This window comes from Yinghuangia sp. YIM S10712, assembly GCF_051388935.1.
Classification (GTDB): domain Bacteria; phylum Actinomycetota; class Actinomycetes; order Streptomycetales; family Streptomycetaceae; genus Yinghuangia.
In genome coordinates this window covers 93,974-113,410 of sequence record NZ_JBPKBI010000019.1, presented here as the reverse complement: position 1 = coordinate 113,410, position 19,437 = coordinate 93,974, and the positions used below count along the sequence as shown (strand labels likewise).

The window sequence follows — 19,437 nt, the reverse complement described above, 5'->3', positions numbered from 1 at the left end:
AGGAGGCCACGCGGCAGCCAGCCGCGCCCTACCTCCAAGCCCGGCCCTTCAGGGCCGGGTCAAGTTGACTTACCTCAATCCGATCCTCACGGATCTTTCCGGGTTCTCCGAGGGCGAGGTTCCCTACCTTCTCGTCGCGTACGGGGCGGCCACGGTCGTCGGCAACAGCGTCGTGGGGCGCCTGGCGGACCGGTACACCATCCCCGTCCTGACGATCTCACGCTCAACCTCGCCTTCCTCACCGGATTCGCGCTGACCGCCGAACTCCCCGTGACCGCCCTGGTGTTCATGCTGGGTGTGGGTCTCGTGGGGGTCACGATGAACCCCGCGATGGCAACACGTGTGCACCGCGCGGCCGGAAACGCCGGGCCGCTGGTCAACACCGCGCACACTTCGTTCATCACGTTCGGCGTCGTGCTCGGTTCGTCGCTCGGCGGCCTGGCCATCGACGCGTACGGCCTGCGCGCTCCCCTCTGGCTCGGCGCGGGCCTGGCCGCGTGCGGACTTCTCACTCTGCTCCCCGAACGCCGCCGTCGCCCGGCAACGCCCAAGGCGCCTGAGACGCCATGTCAGGGACAAAGCGCGTTGGCCGCGAGGTCGTTCACTGCTCGATCGGTGGCCTCGCTTGCCTCGCTGGTGACCACCAGGGCGTACGCGCGACGGGCGTCCGGCGTGACGCCGCCGCGCGTGGAGTAGCCGAAGGTGTCGCCGGGATGGCTCCAATAGCCGCCGCAAGGCAGCGGAATCCAAATGATCCCCAGGCCGTAGCGCGACCCCGGCCAGGCTTCGTTCAGGTCGCCCGCCGTGGGGATGGTGCGCAGGATCTCGGCCTGTTCTCGCGGCGGGAGCAACCGACCGGCGACCAGGGCGGTGAAGAACCGGTCGAGGTCGTGCGCGGTGCTGGTCATCGCCCCCGCCGCACCGGCGAAACTGGGGTTCACCTCGGTGACGTCGACGGGCTCGGGCTCGTCCGGGAACGTGCGGTAGGCGTGCGGATGCGGTCCTCGGATGTGCTCGCTGGTCGCGGGGGCATCGGTCTGCGCCAGTGCGAGCGGGCCGATGATGCGCCGCCTGACCTCCTCCTGCCACGAGTTGCCCGTGACGCGCTCCACGATCATGCCGGCGAGGTGGTAATTGGTATTGGAGTAACCGAAATCCGTGCCCGGGGCGAAGTCCGGCGCGTGCCGCAGCGCCGTTCCGACCAACTCGGCGGCGGTGTAGGTACGGAACCGCAGTGCACGGAACGCCGACGCGGAGCGTGTCTGCGGGAAGTCCGCCGGGTCGGCGTAGACATCGTGCAATCCGCTGGTGTGCCCGAGGAGTTGCCGAATGCTGATCCGGCGGCCGTCGTTGCCGTTGCCCGCCACCACGCCGGGCAGTCGGCTGTCCACGGTGTCGTCCAGGGACAACTTGCCTTCGGCGGCGAGCTGGAGCACCACCACCGCCACAAACGTCTTGGTAGTGCTGCCGATCCGGAAATGGCTGTGTGGTGCCACCGGATCGGTGCCGTGGAGTTCGGCGCGCCCGGCACTCGCGGCGCGCGCTCCGTACGGTCCGTCGGTACGCGCCAGGACTCCCAACGCACCGGCGTCGTGCACCGCGCGTACGTCGTGCACGAGTTGCGCGGTGTCCCGCAACGGACCTGCCGCCGCCGAGACGGGCGTTGCGGGCAGGGACACGGCTGTGAGCGCGCAAGCCAGCAGAACGACCGGGATCCTCCTGACCGCGGGGGTCACGGCGTCCTCTCGCACAGTGCGCGGTCGACCATCGGCAGGACCAGGCCGGTGTCGGTCTCGGCGATGGTGTGATCCGCGTTGCCGGTGACCGCGACGACGACGCTGCGGCGTCCGTCCGGGGTGACACCGCCGCGCGTGGACGCCCCGAGCACGTTGCCCCAGTGGGTCCAATAGCCGCCTCCGCAGGTGAGGTTGACCCATGTCAGACCCAACCCCCAGCGGATTCCGAAGGATTCGTAGCCGGGTACATCGACCGGTACGGTCCGCTGCATTTCCGCCGTCATGCGGGGCGACAGCAACTCGCCCCGCATCAGAGCGGTCCAGAATCGGCCGAGGTCGGCTGTGGTGCTGACGATGGAGCCCTCGGCGTCCATGTCCTTGACGTTCAGGTCGGTGGTGTCCAGCCACGATTCCCCGGGCGCGAACTGCCGGTAGGTGTGCAGGCGGGGACGAGGGAGAAAGGGGTTGTCGCCCGGAACCATCGTGTCTTGCAGGGACATCGGGACGAGGATGCGCCGCATCACCTCGTAGGCCCACGACTTGCCCGTGACACGCTCGACGATCATGCCGAGAAGCACGTAGTTGGTGTTGGAGTATTCCCACCGCGTTCCGGGAGCCGTGCTCGGCGGGTGGTTCATCGCGAGGCGCAGGATGTGCTCGGGAGTGTGCGAGTCGTAGCGGTGCCGAAGGAATTCGGCGGCGCTTTCGCCGCCGGGCAGATCGAAGACCTGGGGGAGGCCGCTGGTGTGCTGGAGCAACTGCCTCACGGTGATGCGGCTTCCGTCGTTGCCGTTGCCGGTGACCACGCCGGGCAACCAGCGTTCGACGGTGTCCTCAAGTGCGATCCTCCCCTCGTCCGCCAGTTGGAGGACGACCACGGCGGTGAAGGCCTTGGTGGCACTGCCGATGCGCAGCGACGCGTCGGGGGGAACGGGTTGTCCGGTGTCGAGCTCGGCGACGCCGCTGCGTGCCGTCCATCGGCGTTCATCCGCGCGTAGCTCCGCGAGCACGCCCACGGCTCCCGCGGCGGTGACCGCATCGGCGTCGCGCTGGAGCACGCTGCCGGGCCCGCCGATTCCGGCGTCCGGCGGAGCCGCGTCGGGTGCCGTGGCCGCCGGCGCCGTCGCGGCGGCCAGCGCGGCGAGAGCGACGGCCACAACACCGATGCGGCGCCTGATGTGATGTTCCGACACGTTCGTTGGCTCCTCGTCACGTCGGGGACCTCAGGAACCCTTCGGCGCGCGCCGCCTGCGGGCGTATCCCCCGATCGGATGGAGCCGCCGACAACGGGCTCCCGGGACGGCGCTTCGCGGCGGTCCGCATGCCGTGCCTCTTGTTTCACCCGCCCCCTGCTGCCAAGGTGACGCTTCGTCAGTTTCGTGTTCCGGGACGGGCGTAGACGCGGACGACCAGCGGGAGGCCGGGGATGTCGGCGACGGATATCGCGGCCCAGGTGGCCGCAGGGACGCGATGGCCCCTGCGGTTCGGCGTGTTCCTCGCGCCGTTCCACAAGGCCGGCCGCAATCCCGCGCTCATGCTGGAACAGGACCTCATGCTCCTTGAACACCTGGACCGGCTCGGGTACGACGAGGCCTGGATCGGCGAACATCACTCCGGTGGCTGGGAGATCATCGCCTCGCCGGAGGTGTTCATCGCGGCCGCGGCCGCCCGGACACGGAATCTGCGCCTGGGCACCGGCGTGATCTCGCTGCCCTACCACCATCCGCTGCATGTGGCGGACCGCATGGTGCTGCTCGACCACCTCACGCGCGGACGCGTGATGTTGGGCGTCGGTCCGGGTCAACTCGCTTCCGATGCCCACATGTTGGGCATCGACACGGCGCGTCAGCGGGTGATGATGGAGGAATCCCTGGAGGCCGTCGCCGCGTTGCTCGCGGGGGACGCTCCGGTGACCCGCAAGACCGACTGGTTCACCTTGCAGGACGCGCAGTTGCAGCTCCGCCCCTTCCAGCACCCGTCGTTCGAGATCGCGGTGGCGGCAACGTTCTCACCCGCGGGCCCGCGCACGGCGGGTCGCTTCGGTGCCGGTCTGTTGTCGATAGCGGCCAGCCAGGAAGGAGGCTTCGACGCCCTCGCCTATCACTGGGGTGTTGCGGGCGAAGTCGCCGCGCGCCATGGCCAGGTGATGGACCGGCGGCGGTGGCGGCTCATGGGCATGATGCACATCGCCGAGACGGAGGAGCAGGCTCGCCGTGAAGTGGCGTACGGCTTGCGGGATGTGCAGGGCTACCAGGCGAAGATCCTGCCGATCCCGTACGACCCGGCGACGCCGCTGGACGAACGCCTCGACCACGGCAACGAGACCGGTTCGTTCATCTGCGGCACGCCGGACATGGCGGTGCGTCAGATCGAACGGCTGTGGCGGAAGTCCGGTGGTTTCGGCGCCTACCTGTTCATGGGTGCCGACTTCGCGGATCCCGAGGCGACCCGCCGCTCCTACGAGTTGATCGCGCGTGAGGTGATCCCGCACTTCACGGGCCAGTCGGCGGGTCCGTACGGGTCGCAGGCCTGGCAGGTGGAGTTGTCCGAGCGCTGGCGCGACCAGACCGCGCAGGCGGTCGGCGTCGCGGTACGCGACTACGAAGCGGATCGGGCGCAGGCGTCCGGCGGTTCACCGGCATCCGCCCCTGCGGACGAACCAGGCGCGTGACCCGGCGTACCCACAGGGACGCGACGACGCGCGAAGTCACCGGCGAATCCCGGGACGGCAGTTCCACCGGACAAGGTGGGGCCGCCGAGTCGGCACGCGAAGCAGTCCGCCACGCGCACGAGCGGCTGTCGTGGGCAATTCGGGTGGGGACCCTCGTCGGTCGGACCGCGCGGCCCGCAACCGGAACCCGGCTCGGGCCGTGACGCCGTGCGCCCGCCCTCGGCGGGCGTTGACCGTTTGCCACCGCAAGGGGCGACAACTCGCAGCCCTCGCAGCGATTTTCGACAACCATCGAGCGCTGTTGCCGTCCGTTGTCGACCGCTCGGCGGCCGAGTGTGACCGATCCGGCCTCCGACGCCCGCGACGGGTTTTCGCCGCCCTCCGGCCGGGCAGGGAACGGACGCTGCTGGTCGACGCCCCGGGCTCCTGACACCCGGACGTCGCGGCCCCGAGCGGCGACGTGCGCCGACGGCCGGGATCACTCCCCCGTGCCCGGTCGTCGGCCCTCCCGCGATCTCCCCTCAAGCCCCCGGCTGCATTCGTCGGCGTCGGACATGAGGGTCCCTCAACCGAAAACGCGAGGGATATAGTCAATGAATCGCCACAAAACCCCGCCAAGAGCACCCGATCTGCCCTCGCCACCACGAGGGACCCTCGGGGGAATCACAAATAAATGTCCCAATTATCCGTATATCGTGACGCCGATATCCACTGCGCCCAGAGCCCTCAGCCAGGGTGCCCGACGTCAACGGATGGCGTGCCCCATGGCGATCCCCCGTGCCACCGGCAAAAACGGCAGGTCCACCGGAAGCCGCAAGACGGTCGCCCTCGTGACGTGCGCGGAACTCCCCGACCTCGACACCGACGAACGCGCCGTGATCGCCCCGCTGGCCGAGCGCGGCATCGCCGCGGTACCGGCCGTGTGGGACGAACCGTCGGTGAAGTGGGAGGCGTTCGACGCGGTGATCGTGCGTTCCGCTTGGGACTATCCGCACCGGCACGGCGAGTTCCTGCGCTGGGCGGAGACCGTCCCCAATCTCTGGAACCCCGTGGACGTGCTCGCCTGGAACACCGACAAGCACCGGTATCTGCGCCATCTCGGCGACGCCGGCCTGCCTGTCGTGCCGACGATGTGGGTGGGGCCCGGGAGCACCGTGACGCTTCCGTCCACCGGAGTCCACGTGGTGAAGCCCGCCGTCGGCGCGGGATCGCGCGACGTGGGCCGGTACGACATGGGCGACCCCCGCGAACGCGCACTCGCCGCCGGTCTGGCCGCCAACCTGACATCGTCGGGACGGACCGCGATGGTGCAGCCGTACCTCGACGCCGTGGACACCGCCGGTGAGACCGCGCTTCTGTTCTTCGGCGGCCGGTACAGCCACGCGATCCGCAAGGGCCCGATGTTGACCGGCCCCGCCGACACCGGAATGGGCCTCTACAAGCAAGAGAGCATCACCGCACGGGAGGCGACGGACGCCGAACTGCACGTCGCCCAGCGCGTACTGTGTGCGGTGCCGGGCGGCGTGCAACGACTGCTGTACGCGCGCGTCGACGTGATCCCCGGCCCCGACGGCACGCCGGTCGTGCTCGAACTGGAGCTGACCGAACCGTCGTTGTTCCTGGGCTTCGCCGCACAGGCCGCGGAGCGTTTCGCGGCGGCGATCGATGCGCGGCTGAACGCCTGACACGGTCCCGCAGGCCCGTTTCCGACCTCCCACGATGCGCCCGCCTCGAAGCCCGCGCCGGTGTCGGTGTCGGTAGGAACTCCTACGCTCGGCTCCATGGACGAGTCCGCGATCCCGCCCGATGTCCTCACCCGCCTCAGGGCCGTGTGCCTCGGGCTGCCCGAGGCGTACGAGGAGCCGGCCTGGGTCGGCACTCGGTGGCGGGTGCGCAAACGGACCTTCGCACATGTGGTGGCCGTCGAAGAGGGTTCGACGTCGGTCTTCGCACGGGTCTCGGGCGCGGACGGCCCCGCCACGGTGGTCACGTTCCGTGCCGCCGGCGACGAGTTGCAGGCGCTGCGCGAAGCCGGGCCGCCGTTCTTCCACGCCGGGTGGGGCCGCGATGTGCTCGGCATGTTCCTCGACGACGACACCGACTGGACCGAGGTCGAGGAACTGCTCACCGACAGCTACTGCCTGTTGGCACCGCAGAAGCTGCGGTCACTGGTGGACCGCCCGCAACTGCCCGGTGACGACTGAGGGCCGGTCGCGGTTTCCCGGCATGCGGATTTGCGGGCTCCTGCTTCGCGGCCGGGTACAACCCGGTTGTGGAAGACAAACCCGCCGGAGAGTCACGACACGCCGACCCGTCCCAACTGCTGCGCCGACGGCTCATCGAACGGCTCCGCCTGTCCGGCCACCTGTGGTCCCCGGAGGTCGAGCGGGCGATGGCAGCGGTGCCGCGCGACCTGTTCACGCCCCCGGACGCCGATCCCCACGACGCGTACGCCGACCGCGTGATGGTCCTCAGCGCCGACGCGTCCGGCATACCGCTCAGCACGATCAGCCAGCCCGCGATCGTGGCGCTGATGCTCGGGCAACTGGACGTCCGCGCCGGGCAGCGGATCCTCGAAATCGGCACCGGCAGCGGCTACAACACCGCCCTGCTCGCCGAACTCGCCGGCCCACGCGGCCAGGTGACGAGCATCGAAGTCGACGCGGGGCTGCTCGCGGGAGCGGCGGCCCGCCTTGCGGAACTCGCTCCGGGCGGGGGCACGCCGCTCGATCTGCGGCGCGGCGACGGGTGGCTCGGCGTACCGGACGGAGCGCCGTACGACCGCCTGCAATCCACCGTGGGCGTCGACGACCTGCCGCCCGCGTGGCCGGAGCAACTAACCGACGGGGGTGTGCTGGTGGCACCGCTGTGGCTGCGCCCCGGCCTGGAGCTGTCGACGGCGATGCGCCGTGCCGGCCCGGTGTTGCACAGCGTCTCGGTCGCGCAATGCGGCTTCCTGCAACTGCGCGGACCGCACGCCTCCGACCCGCACAGCCGCGCGCTCGGCCGCGACCTCGCGGTGATCGGCGAACATCTCGGCGCGCAGGACGCCGAGCTGATCCGCGCTCTTGCGGACAGCCCCGAGGCACCGACCTGGGCCCGGCACCGCCGATGTCGGAACGCCTGTGGTGGGGCCTGAGCCTGACCGATCCGCGCACCGTGCTGTTCACCGGCCGACACGGCGGCCCCCTCGCCTGGGGCATCTACGAGCCCGCCGGTGCCGAGGGCCCAGGGCTGGCGATGGCGTACGACGGCCGCCTGGTCGGCTACGGCGATCCCCTGGCCGCCGACGTCCTACGGCAGCGGATCGACGACGCTCCGCCCGTCGACCCGAGCAGGCTCACCCTCACGGCGTACCCGACCGGCCACCCGATGCCGGCACGCCCGGCCAACGGCTTCACCTGGCGGATCACCCGGCAGCACCACGTTTACCGGGTTCACTGGGATCCGTCGGGGCCCTGAAGCTCGTCGCAGGCTGTTCGGCGGCGTGTCGGCCTTCGAGTGGTCCGAGTGCCGCGGAGTCTCGGCGCTGTCGGGAAAACGGGCCGTCAGCGCTGCGGCACCGCCCGCATGGCCTGCGTGAACCGCGGGGACCCCGAGACGTGGCCCGTTTGCCCGTGCCACTGCACGTCGAGTGCTTCCACGGCACCCTCGTGCCACCACAGCGGTCGGGCGGCCATCGGGGGTTGCCCGCGCGTCAGTTCGTGACCGGTGGCGAACATGTGGCCGACCATGTCGAGCACGCGCGGGTTGTGGATCGGGATCAGGAGGAGAGTGTTCTCCTCGGGCAGCGTCACCAGGGCCCCTGCGGGCAGTTCCTCGCCGAGGGCTTCGCCGAGCCGGGCGAGCTGCGCGGTGCCGGGCCATGCCTGGCCGGTGAACATCGTCATCGGCACGCCGGACGCGGTGTCGAACTCGCTGCGGGAGAAATGCTCCGCGCGCAGGTTGGTCGCCGATTGCAGCCAGACGTCCTCGGGACCGAGACCCCATGCCTGGGCCATCGGAACCTCGGCGGTGACGATCACACCGTCCGGCAACCGGACGCAGGCGACCGCGGCGACCTCGTCGGTGAGCGGCCACGCGAGCGCGGGCGGGGCGACGTGCGGGCCCACGCGCGTGACGGTGAGCCGCAGATCCTGCCGGACCCGCTCGGCGGGCGCGCCCAGCAGCATGTGCCGGACGTCCGGATGTCCGCCGGATCCCCCGGGCTGGCCGGGCGAACCGGGCTGGCCGGCGGGACGGTTGCGGCGGAAGATCGCCATGCCTCGGGTCCTCTGGAACAGTGCGCGCCCGATCACGGACGCGGCGGTCGACGGATGTGCCCCCTGTGTCTACCCGCCCGCCGACCTGCGGTGCAACCGGCACCGGCCCGAACACGCGGGAGAACCGACCGGTGTACGCACAAGGCGGCGATCGGAGCCGCCCCCGTCGGATTCCCGCTCTCGGTCGAGTGAGCGACGCGGCTGCCATCCCAGGGGAGCGGAGCCCCGGGGCGGTCCTGGGTCGCGACGTGTGGGTGGGCGGTCGGGTCTGCGGGCCGCGGTCGCGTGTCCGCGCGGACGTCCGCAAAGTCGTGCACATGTGCCCGGCTTCGGCGTCTCCCCGCGTGTGACCCGCACGAGCGTGCCCACACATGGGCGACCGCGTGCATGGGCCCGCACACCGCGCGGTCCCGGCGAGCGGCCCATGGTCGTCCGGGTGGGTCAGAAGCCGCAGGCGGCAGCGCGCGGCCTGATGCGGCGACGCCCGCCGACGCACGGTTCAGTCCGATACCTCGCCGCCGTCCGTCGGTGCGGAGGCGGCGAGGGCGTCGAACACGCGGCGCAGCTCGTCGAGGGCTTCCTGCGTGGCGCGCTGCGGATCGGCGGCGCGGCCGATGGTCTTCGCCGCCTCGCTGAGGCCGCCGAAGAGCAGCCGGGCCAACGGCTCGACCGGCCGTGGGGCGATGCAGCCGGCCTCGATCGCGCGTTTGACTCCGGCCCGCATCTGTTTGACGCACAGCACGATCACTTCGTCGACGGCCTCGACGCCGAGCGCGCCGGGGGCGTCGAGCAGGGTGATGCGCTGGACGCCCGGGTCGAGGCACATGACCAGGTACGCCTTGCAGCCCTCGTAGACCGCTTCCCAGCGGTCGCGGGCCTGCACGGCGAGGTACGCCGCGGCCACCGCCTCGGCGATCCTGGCCTCCTCCGCGGTGTAGACCGCGTGGAACAGCGCCTCCTTGTTGCGGAAGTGGTGGTACAGCGCGCCTTTGCTCACCCCGGCGCGCAGGCACACCGCATCGAGCGAGGTGGCCGCGTACCCGTCCGTCGCGAAGAGTTCGCGCGCCGCGGCCAGCAGCTCTGCGGTGGTCGCCCCGGAACGCTCCTGCTGCGTGCGGCGGGTGCGGCTCGTCGTGGTGCCCATCGGACCATTCAACCCCACTCCCGCCGCACTCCCCAGAGCCGCGGTCCGGACCGACGCCGTCAGCGCTTGTTGCCCAGGCGCGCGCCCAGCGTGCGCACCGCGACGGCCGCGGTGTACGCGTGACCGCGGCGGTTTCCGTGCAGGCCGTCGCTGCCGTAGAGGGACGGGTCGGCCGAGCCCGGGTCGTTGGTGTAGTCGAGGTGGATCGCACCGCGCGCGAGGGCGATCTCCCAGGTGCGGTTGTTGAGTTCGTGCAGGCGCGCGGCGAGCGGGGCGCGGAGTTCCTCGGGGATGTAGGGGCTTGCGGTGCAGTCGTACAGGCCCACGGTGACGACGTCGGCGCCGGTGTCGCGCAGCGCGGCGACCATCGCGTCGATGTGCCGGGCGACCGGTTCGATGGCGAATGAGCGGCGCAGCAGGTCGTTGCCGCCCGCGACGACGACGGCCAGGTCGGGGTCGAAGTCGAGGGCGGGGCCGAGTTGTGCGGCGCGGATCTCGTCGGCGCGCAGGTCGCGGGTGCCGAGGTTGAGGTAGGCGAGGTCGGGCGTCGCGCGGCGCAGGGCGTCGGCGATCGTGTCCGTCCAGCCTTGGTCGGGGAAGCCCTCGGTCGGTTCGCCTATGCCTTCGGCGATGCTGTCGCCGATGACCGCGAAGCGCCGCCAGGGTGCGCCGGCGAGGTACGCGTCTTCCTGGGCGAAGGCGAGCCGGTACGGGTTGTCCGGACTGCCGGGGACTCCCGGGTTCTTCGGTCGGTCGTGGGCGACGGTGTCGGCGGTGTTCATGCGGTGATCTCCTCTGGATGGCCGGCGGTGTCCGGTGCGTCCGGTGGGAGGGACCGGTCCCCGGCCCGGCCGGGCGTGGTTCCGGTGGGTGTTGTGTCCGGTGCGGCCTGCGGCCGGGCGGCGAGGCCGAGTCCGGCGGCGGCGGTGAGCACGGCCAGGACCGCGAACATGACGAACAGTTGGGTGAATCCGTCGGTGCCGTTGCCGGCTTCACGGTCCATGACGGTGGCGAGGGCGGCGAGGCCGAGAGCGCCACCGACCTGACGGGCAGTCAGGTTGAGGCCGGTGGCGCCCGCGAATTTCATGGGCGGTGCGGACAGCGCGCCCGCCTGCGACACCCCTGTGCTGACCGCGCCGATGCCGAGGCCGAGCAGCACGCCGCTGGGCAGCCACAGGGACACGAAGGACGGTTCCTCGGGCAGCGTGAGGCCGATCCACAACGCGGTGCCGGCCAGCAGAGCCGAGCCGCCGACGACCGCGGTGCGCGGGTTGACGCGGTGGGCGAACTTCCCGACCGCGAGCCCGGCGGCGGCTGATACGACGGCCGCGTGGGTCATCGCGAATCCGGCGCGGAGTTCGGAGTAGTGCCAGATCTGGGTCAGATAGAGGACGCCGAGCAGCATCCACGGATAGAGGAGCATGCCGAAGAGGAACGAGACGACGTTGGCGTAGGCGTACGGCCGGCTGCGCCACAGGCCGACTTCGAGTCCGGGGCGCGGGTGCCGGGCCGCACGGGCGACGGACGCGAGGATCAGCAGCAGGCCGCCGGCGACGCAGGCGAGTGTGCGCGCGTCGCCCCAGCCCCACGCCGAGCCCTGGGTGACGCCGAGGACGAGGGCGCCGATGCCGGTGGCCAGGAGAGCGGATCCGGCCAGGTCGGGGGTGCGTTCGCCACTGCGGGAGTCATTGGCGGCACGGGTGAGCAGGAGGAGGCCGGCGCCGAGGGGCACGGTGACAAGGAAGACCGAGCGCCAGCCGAAGACGTCGACGAGGATTCCGCCGAGGCTGGGGCCGAGTGCGGCGGCGAGCGACGCGGATGCCGACCATGCGCCGATCGCGGCGGTGCGTCGGGCGGCGGGGATCTGGGCGAGCACGATGGCGAGCGACGCGGGGACGAGCGCGGCGGCGCCGAGGCCCTGTGCGACGCGGGCGACGAGCAGTGTCGTGAGGTTGGGCGCGGCGGCGCAGGCGGCGGACGCGACGGTGAAGACGACGACGCCGGCGCGGTAGAGGCGACGGCGTCCGACGACGTCGGCGAGGCGGCCGGCGGGGGCGAGCAGTGCGGCGAATGCGATGGCGTACAGCGTCATGACCCAGGTCAGGTCGGCGACGGATGCGTCGGTGAAGTCCCGGTGCAGGTCGGGGACGGCGAGGTTGGCGATCGTGACGTCGAGCAGCGAGACGAACGATCCCCCGCAGGCGAGCAGCAGGACCGTGCCGGCGCGGGCGTGCGGCGGTTGCGGTGGGCCTGGTGCCGGTGGGCCTGGTGCCGGTGGTGTCGCGGAAGTTGTCGATGCTTTCGGTACGCCCGATGAGTCGGGCGGTGGTGCGGCGTTGTGGCCGTGCGGATGTGGGCTCATCGTCGAGGGCTCCTTTACATACCGACGGTCGGAATGTTAGGCCGGGGCCTGAGTGTCCGTCAACGTTGAGTGGGTGGTGAGAGCCCGCTCGTACGGTGATCACGCAAGGGGCGCACCACAGGGGCTCGGGGGATACGGGGGACGGCGGCGCGAACCGCCGGGGTGAGGTCCGACGCGGGCACGCGACGCAATGCCGCTCGCTGACGCTCGGTCGGACCTCGCCTACCCCGTCGGCGGACAGGCGGGGCCCGACCAAGTCGGCGCGGCACGGGACTTTGCCCCTCGTGCGCGCAACTTGGCGTCCTCACGGGCCGGTTGGCCACCAAAGAACGCGTGTCAGCGCGGCACGCGCGGCGACGGTTCGCCGGCCAAACAGCTGCCCTGCTCCGCGAGCCGTCCCCGGGCCTCGGCCACGGCGTCGGACCACCGCTCGCGCGGACCGATCACCCACTCCTCGGGCCCGGTCTCGGGCAGCAGCAACGCGTCGGCCACCGCCAGCAGTTCGCGCAGCCCACGGGCCTCGGCGAGGGTGTCACCGCGAGCGGCGGCCTGCCGGGCCCGCGTCAGGGCGTCTTCGGCCGCGGCGATGTCCAGGTACGACCCCTCGGGCAGCCGGAGCCGGTACGCGCCGTCCTCGAACGGCACGAACTCCGATACACCGCGCGGCCCCCGGTCCGGCTCCAGGAACCGGCGCAGTTTGTAGACCGCCGTCTGCAGCCGGTGGAACGCGGCGTCCGCCGGCGCGTCCGGCCACAGCGCGGCGGCCAACACCTCGCGGTGCACGGGACGTCCGGCGTGCAGCGCGAGCAGGCGGAACAACACCCGGCTCTGCGGCGCCAGTTGCAGCAAGTCGAGGGGCTTGCCGGCGAGGCGTGCCGCGAACCCTCCGAAACAGCGGATGTCGACCGGAGTCACCGGCGGATCGGCGGCGACGCGGCGGGCGCGCAGGAACGTCTCCAGGCGGATGCCCAGCCGGACCGCCTCGTCCGCGACGGTGTCGGGATCGACGTCGGGCGCGCCGGGCTCGGCGAGCAGCCGGGCGCAGCGCGCGATGACGAGCGCGCCCGGCAACTTCCTGAGCATGGCCTCGTGTTCGGCGCGACGGGCGAGCTCCGCGGCCTCGGGAAGGGCGAGTTGCGCACGGGCCAGAGCCTCGTAGGCCAGCGACCAGGTCGCCATCGCCGCCATGCCCGCCTCGGCCAGCCGGCGGCCGGATTCGGCGAGCGCGTCCGGGTCGGGTTCGCCTCGCAGAATGCCCGCGCACGCGCCCATGTGTCCCGCGAGGACGCCGCCCCACACGTCGCCGAGGCGGTCGCACGCGGCGCGCACCGCGTCGGCCTCGCCTCGGTACTCCGGAGCTCCGGTGAGTGTGAGCCCCGCGCGGGCCACGCGGCCGAGCCACGCGGGGCCGGTGCGGGCGACCCGCTGTGCCGCCGACTCGACGTCGTGCACATCGGCGCCGTGACCGGAAAGCAGCCCGCACAGCACGCGGAAGAGTCCGGCCGCGGCGGCGGAGGGGCCGTCCTGGTCGAGCAGGAACGCGTCGAACCGGGCGGCCGCGGCACGGTAGTCGCCCGCGCCCATGGGCGACAGCGCCCGGACCATGAACCCGTCGTCGTCCAAAGGAACTTCGGGCACCTCGCCGAAACCGGGGAGCACGGCCGCGACACCTGTCGCGTCCGCATCCGTCGGCGCCCCGGGGGCCGTGCCGCCGACGACGATGCCGAACTCCTCGGCGAGGCGCCGCATCGCGTGGCGGTCGACCGAGGACGCCGAGCCGGCGAACGCGCGCAATATGCCGTGCCAGTGCTCGGGCAGCGCGGCGCCGATCAACATCGGGTGGCGGTCCATGAGTTCGCGAAGCGCGTGCCGGTCGCGGGCGAGGAACGCCGCCCACGCGGCGCCGAGCGGATCACCCGCCGCGCGGAGCCGTGACGCGGCGGCGGCGAACACGGCCGGCGCCTCGGGCGAAGTCGTGGCGAAGCGGTGCACCAGCAGGTGGCGGAGCAGTGGTTCGGCGAGGTAGGCGGCGCCACTGCGCGTCAGGACGCCTGCGCTTTCGGCGCGGCGCAGCAGCGTCGCGGCGGTGGCACGGGCCGCAGGGCTGTCGGCCGACGCGCAGTCGCCCGGGGTGAGTTCCGGCATGATCGCGACACGCATCAGGAAGTCGCGGACGTCGGCCCCGAGTTCGTCGAGGACTTGGCGGTCGAGGTAGCCGGCCGCGAAGGGGACGCCCGGGGCGGTGAGCGTGCGGCGCACCTGACGCGGACCCAGATCACGGGTGCACAGCAGGAATTCGTGGAGCGGGGCGGCCCATCCCCCGGTGAGCCAGGTGGCGTCCCATGCGAGGACCGCGTCGGCGGGGCAGCCGTGTACCTCGGTGAACAGACGGTCGACTTCCCACCAGCGCAGCCGCAGGTCGTCGGGGCCGACGACGACGATGTGCGCGAGTTCGGCACGCGACAGGTTGAGTCCGAGCACCGGGCGCCCCGCGGCGAGCAGGTGTGCCCCGGCGGGCGGGTCCGCGGCGAGGAGTTCGAAGGTGTGCGCGGCGTGCGGCAGAAGATGGAGGTCGTCGAGTACGAGAAGGGTTCCCGGCGCCCGGACACGCGCGAGCACGGCCTCCCGGACGTCCCCGGGCCCTCGGTCGTCGCCGATGGTGAACCGGACGGCGGCGACGGGCCCGCGCCACGTCGCTGCGTACTGGTCGAGCAGCGTCGTCTTTCCGTGCCCGGCGGGCGCCGCCAGCAGCACCGGCCGGCGGTCGCGCACGGCGTCGAGCAGCGCGAGGAGTCGCGGCCGTACCAGAGTGCGCGGCGCGGGAGCCGGGCGTGCGCGTTCCGGTCGCCGATCGTCCTCGGCAGACGAGCGCTGCTCGGGGATCGGCGGGAACCGCTCCGCGTCATGGCCGGGTGCACGGTGGGGTACGAGGGGGAAACCGTCGCGGGGTGCGGGCGGATCGCCCGGGAGATCGAACACCCGGCGGTGCGGCGGCGGTTCGCGCGGCACGTCGCGGTCCGCCACGTCGGATTCTCCCCTTGCTTCCCGCCGGTGAGGGCGCGTCCCCTCGCATGCGTTCGCACAGCCCGGCACCGCCGGAGGAACCGGGCAGGCCGCGTGCGGCAGGAAGGATTGTGGCATGCGGGGCGGATCCCGGGCACCCCGGCGATCAACGGACGTGCGGACAACGATTGTTGCGGCCTCGCGGGCGCGAACAAGCCGCGCCGGCCCGCGGCGTGGTCACCTTGCGGTATGGGCNTGGCATGCGGGGCGGATCCCGGGCACCCCGGCGATCAACGGACGTGCGGACAACGATTGTTGCGGCCTCGCGGGCGCGAACAAGCCGCGCCGGCCCGCGGCGTGGTCACCTTGCGGTATGGGCGTCACAGTGGCTGTGTGCGATCAGCGTTGCCACGAACACCCGGCAGCGGCAACCCGAAACGGCGCCGGGTCCTCCCGGCCCGGCCGAGCGGACCCGGCCCCGCTGAACTTCTCCGCCCTCACCGGCTCGTTCGACTCGGCGGTCGCGTACGACGACCGAAGGGATCCGGATTCGGCGCCCGCTCACCGGCTCGATCGGACATCCGACCGGCCCACCTGCCGGGCCAACTCCTCGCGTGACAGATAGGCGTGCGCGCCCTCGAAGTCCGAGAGGGATCCGGTGCGTCCGGCCAGGAAGCCGAGGCGGATGAAGTCGTCGCCTGCCACTGCGTGCATGGTCCAGTTGGCACCGACCCGCGCACGGGCGCGGAACGACGGCAGGGCCAGCAGGTGGTAGCCGCGCGTGATCGCCTGGGCCGGGAAACCGCGCAGCTCACGCCCGAGGGGGCGGGCGACGGCTTGCTTCCCGCCGAGGTCGACGACCAGCCCGAGGTCCTTGTGGCGGAACTCCCGGAACGGCTTGCCCTTGATGGCGGCGACCACGTTGCACGCGGCGACCTTGGCCTGCCGCAGCGCGTATTGGGCGGTCGGCGGGCACACCGCGCCGTCGCCCTTGTCGAGGTCGGGGACCGCGGCGGCGTCGCCGAGCGCGAAGACGTCGTTGCGGCCCGGCACTGCGAGATCCGCGCCGACGGCCAGGCGTCCGCGCACGGTCTCCGCGCCGAGCGTGGCGATGAGCGGGCTGGGCGCGACGCCGGCGGTCCACACGAGAGTCCGGCAGGGCAGTACGTCGCCGCTGGTCAGCGTGACGGTGTCCGCGGTGACCTCGCGGACGCTGGTCTCCAGGCGGACGTCGACCCCGCGCCGGGCCAGCACCTCCAATGCCGCGCGGCCCAGGTTCTCGCCGAGCTCCGGCATCAGGCGGGGGGCCACGTCCACGACGGTCCAGCGAATCTGCGCCGGGTCGAGGCGCGGGAAGTGGTCGAGTGCCGAACTCGTCACCTGTTCGAGGCACGCGGCGGTCTCGACGCCCGCGTATCCGCCGCCCACGATGACGAACTGGCAGCGCGCGCGGCGTTCGCTCTCGTCGGAGCTGGAATTGGCGAGTTCGAGCTGCGCGATGACGTGGTCGCGCAGCGAGACGGCGTCGGCGAGGTTCTTCATCCCTCGGCCGTATTTGTCCAGTCCCGGGATGTCGAACGTCCTCGTGACGCTGCCGGGACTGAGGACGATGTGGTCGTACGGAATGTTGACCACCTCGCCGGTGATCTTGCGGACGACGCAGACACGTGCCGCGACGTCGACGCCTATCGCGCCGCCGGGCACGATGTGCGTGCGCTTGAGCATGCGGTAGAGCGGTACCGCGATCGAGCGCGACGAGATCACGCCCGCCGCGACGTGCGGGAGCAGCGGGAGATAGAGCATGTACCCGCCGGGGTTCACGAGGGTGATGTCCGCGTCGCGTGGCGAAAGCTGCCGTTCCAGACGCCGTACGGTCTCGAATCCGGCGAACCCCGCGCCGACGACGACCACCCGGGACTGCTGCATGGGTGCCCCTTGTCCTTGGCCGGTTCCGGTCGATCTCGGACTGAACGCGCCGACCGGTTTTGCGGCGGGCAGGCCGGTATCGCCCGCCCTACATCTCCGCGTCTGCCCCGGCCGGCCTGGTCGAAGCCCGCGATCTTCCCCAGGCGTATCCGGCGACGACGGCGACGACCGGCAGGACGATCATCCCGGCGGCGGCGTTGAGCCCGCCGTATCCGGCCGCGTCCAGGACCGGCCCCGACGCCGCGCCGCCGACCGCTCCGGCGAGGTTCATCAGCAGGTCGGAGGTCCCCTGCACACCGGGCCGGTCGCGCTGCGGCACCGACTCGGCCAGCAGCGCCGACCCGGCGACCATCGAGCACGACCAGCCGAGCCCCAGCAGCACCAGGCCGACGACGGTCATCGGGACCGTACGCCCCGACAGGCCCGCGACCAGTACGGCCGCGAGCAGGGTGAGCTGGCCGACGACGATGACCGGGACGCGCCCGATGGTGTCGGCCGCCCAACCGACGACGGGTGACAGGGCGTACATGCCGGCGATGTGCAGGCTTATGGTCAGGCCAACGGTGGTGAGGTCGGCGCCGTGGTGCTTCATGTGCACGGGGGTCATCGACATGACCGAGACCATGACGGCGTGCCCGAGCACGATGGCGGCGAGCGCGAGCACGGCGGGGCGCGAGGACCGGACAGCGGCCCAGGGCGACGGCCTCGGGGCCGATTCGGTCGCCGACTCGGGCGCCGCCGCGGACACAGGCGCCGGTACGGGGGCAGTGTCGGGGTCGGTCGCGCCCCCTGCGGCGTCTTCCTCGGTGGCGAGCCGGCGGGCGGTCAGCAGCGGGTCGGGGCGCAGCAGGAACCACATCAAGGCGCCGCCGCAAGCGAACGACAGCGCCGAGAAGACGTACGGTCCGGCGAGTTCGGGGAGGCCGAACACGCGTCCGACGGCCGCGCCGGGGGTGTTGAGGTTGGGCCCGACGACCGCGCCCAGTGTCGTCGACCACACGACGACCGCCAGCGAACGGGCGCGCGTGGCGTCGTCGGCGAGGTCGGCCGCGGCGTAGCGCGATTGCAGGTTGGCGGCGGTGCCCGCGCCGAAGACGACGAGCGCGGCGAGCAGCAGCGGAAACCAGCCGAGCGCGGCGGCGAGGATGACGCCGAAGGCGCCGAGTGCCGCGGTGGCCCAGCCGATGGTGAGGGCGACGCGGCGCCCTCGGTGATCGGCGGTACGGGCGAGAGGAACGGCGAACAGGCCGGCACCGAGCGTGATCGAGGTGATCGCGAACCCTGACCAGGCCTGGGATCCGGACAGTTGCTCGGCGAGCAGTCCGCTGACCGCGAGTGAGGAGCCGACGCCTATGCCGCCGACGACCTGGGCCAGCACGAGGACCCGGACGGTCCGGCGCTGCACCGAAGCTCGGTCGGGCGGGGCTTCGGCGGCTTCCGCGCGCGGCGTCGACACGGAGCGCTGTGAGGGTGTCTCGGTGGCGGCCTGTTCCCTGGTGGCGGCGTCGTGTGTGCGGCGTATGCTCACGGCCGGTGCCAGACCATGGCGTGCGCGAAGCCGAGATCGGTGAACCGCGCCTCGGGGAAGACCTCCCGGTAGCGCCGCTCGAACTGCGCGCGGCTCAGGTAGCGGTCGCTGAGCAGGTGGGCGAGCCAGGGGCGGCTGGTCCGAAAACGGTAGAGCCACCACGCGTCTCGGGGGCCGAGGCGCAGGATGTCGCGCGGGAGCTCGCATGCCGCGCCCGTGAGGTAGGCCCAGCGCGGGGGTGTGGGGCGCGCGGAGACGTTGTCGACGAGTATCGCGGTGCCGCCGGGTCGGACCAGCGTGCGCAGGTGGCGCAGCGCCTTGTCCAGGTTGGGCACGTGGTGCAGCGTCGCCATGCTGAGCACGAGGTCGAAGCCGTCGGAGTCGGCGATGTCGTGCAGGTCGAGTGCCTGGTAGCGGACCCGGCTGTGGGGACGGCGCAGGCGCGCGGTCTCGATCAGGGCGGGGCTGAGGTCGGCGGCGACGACCTCGTCGTACGCGTCCGCCAGGGACTGTGCGTGGCGCCCCGAGCCGCAACCGGCGTCGAGGGCGCGGGCGCCGCCGAGGGACAGTTCGGCTATGCGCTCGCCGAGCCAGTCCCCGAGGGGATCGTGGAGGTCGCAGTAGCGGTCGTAGTCCCCGGCGAAGGGGTCGAAGGACTGCGGATCCGCATGTGCCCCGCGCATGCCTTGCTGCTCCTTCGTGCGACCGCCTCTTGACATCGTGCCCCCGTACCGGTGCGCTTGACCGTGCTCATTGACACGGTCAAGAAACTTCCGCCGGCAACACCCGACCCGTTCCCACCGAC

Annotated in this window: 15 protein-coding genes and 1 pseudogene; 6 read left to right on the top strand and 10 right to left on the bottom strand. The window is 72.1% G+C overall.

Annotated elements, in window-relative coordinates; genetic code table 11:
• Window positions 1–256, top strand: a pseudogene (locus ACRX5W_RS28120) (hypothetical protein); the annotation flags it as partial.
• 313 nt (window positions 257–569) lie between these two features.
• Here ACRX5W_RS28120 and ACRX5W_RS28115 read toward each other — a convergent pair.
• Window positions 570–1,679, bottom strand: coding sequence for a serine hydrolase domain-containing protein (locus ACRX5W_RS28115; RefSeq protein ID WP_436791151.1), 1,110 nt, complete (start codon window positions 1,677–1,679; stop codon window positions 570–572).
• Between the two features lie 53 nt (window positions 1,680–1,732).
• The gene (locus ACRX5W_RS28110) at window positions 1,733–2,929 is read right to left on the bottom strand and encodes a serine hydrolase domain-containing protein (RefSeq protein WP_436791150.1); all 1,197 of its coding nucleotides are present in this window, start codon (window positions 2,927–2,929) and stop codon (window positions 1,733–1,735) included.
• A 233-nt stretch (window positions 2,930–3,162) separates the two neighbouring features.
• Here ACRX5W_RS28110 and ACRX5W_RS28105 point away from each other — a divergent pair, with 233 nt between their 5' ends.
• From ACRX5W_RS28105 to ACRX5W_RS28085, 5 genes are all read left to right on the top strand, one after another.
• Window positions 3,163–4,407 carry an LLM class flavin-dependent oxidoreductase gene (locus ACRX5W_RS28105; protein WP_436791149.1) on the top strand — a complete coding sequence of 415 codons (1,245 nt, stop codon included), beginning with the start codon at window positions 3,163–3,165 and terminating at the stop codon, window positions 4,405–4,407.
• A 764-nt stretch (window positions 4,408–5,171) separates the two neighbouring features.
• Window positions 5,172–6,092 carry an ATP-grasp domain-containing protein gene (locus ACRX5W_RS28100; RefSeq protein ID WP_436791148.1) on the top strand — a complete coding sequence of 307 codons (921 nt, stop codon included), beginning with the start codon at window positions 5,172–5,174 and terminating at the stop codon, window positions 6,090–6,092.
• Between the two features lie 96 nt (window positions 6,093–6,188).
• Complete coding sequence (locus ACRX5W_RS28095) at window positions 6,189–6,611, top strand: MmcQ/YjbR family DNA-binding protein (RefSeq protein WP_436791147.1); 423 nt, start codon at window positions 6,189–6,191, stop codon at window positions 6,609–6,611.
• A gap of 68 nt (window positions 6,612–6,679) precedes the next feature.
• Window positions 6,680–7,546 (top strand): hypothetical protein, encoded by an 867-nt coding sequence (locus ACRX5W_RS28090; RefSeq protein ID WP_436791146.1) that lies wholly within the window; start codon window positions 6,680–6,682, stop codon window positions 7,544–7,546.
• Window positions 7,519–7,869 (top strand): hypothetical protein, encoded by a 351-nt coding sequence (locus ACRX5W_RS28085; RefSeq protein ID WP_436791145.1) that lies wholly within the window; start codon window positions 7,519–7,521, stop codon window positions 7,867–7,869. Before ACRX5W_RS28090 ends, ACRX5W_RS28085 begins: the two co-directional genes overlap by 28 nt.
• An 86-nt stretch (window positions 7,870–7,955) precedes the next feature.
• On the opposite strand, the gene ACRX5W_RS28080 is transcribed toward ACRX5W_RS28085, so the two are convergent.
• From ACRX5W_RS28080 to ACRX5W_RS28045, 8 genes are all read right to left on the bottom strand, one after another.
• The gene (locus ACRX5W_RS28080; RefSeq protein WP_436791144.1) at window positions 7,956–8,669 is read right to left on the bottom strand and encodes a hypothetical protein; all 714 of its coding nucleotides are present in this window, start codon (window positions 8,667–8,669) and stop codon (window positions 7,956–7,958) included.
• Window positions 8,670–9,168: 499 nt separating this feature from the next.
• Window positions 9,169–9,813 carry a TetR/AcrR family transcriptional regulator gene (locus ACRX5W_RS28075; protein ID WP_436791143.1) on the bottom strand — a complete coding sequence of 215 codons (645 nt, stop codon included), beginning with the start codon at window positions 9,811–9,813 and terminating at the stop codon, window positions 9,169–9,171.
• Window positions 9,814–9,872: 59 nt separating this feature from the next.
• A complete protein-coding gene (locus ACRX5W_RS28070; protein ID WP_436791142.1) occupies window positions 9,873–10,595 on the bottom strand; it encodes an SGNH/GDSL hydrolase family protein in 723 nt (240 codons plus the stop codon).
• The gene (locus ACRX5W_RS28065; protein ID WP_436791141.1) at window positions 10,592–12,175 is read right to left on the bottom strand and encodes a DHA2 family efflux MFS transporter permease subunit; all 1,584 of its coding nucleotides are present in this window, start codon (window positions 12,173–12,175) and stop codon (window positions 10,592–10,594) included. Before ACRX5W_RS28065 ends, ACRX5W_RS28070 begins: the two co-directional genes overlap by 4 nt.
• 336 nt (window positions 12,176–12,511) lie before the next feature.
• The gene (locus tag ACRX5W_RS28060) at window positions 12,512–15,199 is read right to left on the bottom strand and encodes a winged helix-turn-helix domain-containing protein (RefSeq protein WP_436791140.1); all 2,688 of its coding nucleotides are present in this window, start codon (window positions 15,197–15,199) and stop codon (window positions 12,512–12,514) included.
• Window positions 15,200–15,739: 540 nt separating this feature from the next.
• Complete coding sequence (locus ACRX5W_RS28055) at window positions 15,740–17,104, bottom strand: NAD(P)/FAD-dependent oxidoreductase (protein ID WP_436791139.1); 1,365 nt, start codon at window positions 17,102–17,104, stop codon at window positions 15,740–15,742.
• An 88-nt stretch (window positions 17,105–17,192) separates the two neighbouring features.
• Window positions 17,193–18,632 carry an MFS transporter gene (locus tag ACRX5W_RS28050; RefSeq protein ID WP_436791138.1) on the bottom strand — a complete coding sequence of 480 codons (1,440 nt, stop codon included), beginning with the start codon at window positions 18,630–18,632 and terminating at the stop codon, window positions 17,193–17,195.
• A complete protein-coding gene (locus tag ACRX5W_RS28045) occupies window positions 18,629–19,315 on the bottom strand; it encodes a class I SAM-dependent methyltransferase (protein ID WP_436791137.1) in 687 nt (228 codons plus the stop codon). Before ACRX5W_RS28045 ends, ACRX5W_RS28050 begins: the two co-directional genes overlap by 4 nt.
• Between the last annotated feature and the right edge of the window lie 122 nt (window positions 19,316–19,437).

Coding starts and splice junctions, on each gene's coding strand:
- ACRX5W_RS28105 (WP_436791149.1), top strand. CDS start 3,163: ATGTCGGCGACGGATATCGCGGCCCAGGTGGCCGCAGGGACGCGATGG.
- ACRX5W_RS28100 (WP_436791148.1), top strand. CDS start 5,172: ATGGCGATCCCCCGTGCCACCGGCAAAAACGGCAGGTCCACCGGAAGC.
- ACRX5W_RS28095 (WP_436791147.1), top strand. CDS start 6,189: ATGGACGAGTCCGCGATCCCGCCCGATGTCCTCACCCGCCTCAGGGCC.
- ACRX5W_RS28085 (WP_436791145.1), top strand. CDS start 7,519: ATGTCGGAACGCCTGTGGTGGGGCCTGAGCCTGACCGATCCGCGCACC.
- ACRX5W_RS28080 (WP_436791144.1), bottom strand. CDS start 8,669: ATGGCGATCTTCCGCCGCAACCGTCCCGCCGGCCAGCCCGGTTCGCCC.
- ACRX5W_RS28075 (WP_436791143.1), bottom strand. CDS start 9,813: ATGGGCACCACGACGAGCCGCACCCGCCGCACGCAGCAGGAGCGTTCC.
- ACRX5W_RS28070 (WP_436791142.1), bottom strand. CDS start 10,595: ATGAACACCGCCGACACCGTCGCCCACGACCGACCGAAGAACCCGGGA.
- ACRX5W_RS28065 (WP_436791141.1), bottom strand. CDS start 12,175: ATGAGCCCACATCCGCACGGCCACAACGCCGCACCACCGCCCGACTCA.
- ACRX5W_RS28055 (WP_436791139.1), bottom strand. CDS start 17,104: ATGCAGCAGTCCCGGGTGGTCGTCGTCGGCGCGGGGTTCGCCGGATTC.
- ACRX5W_RS28045 (WP_436791137.1), bottom strand. CDS start 19,315: ATGCGCGGGGCACATGCGGATCCGCAGTCCTTCGACCCCTTCGCCGGG.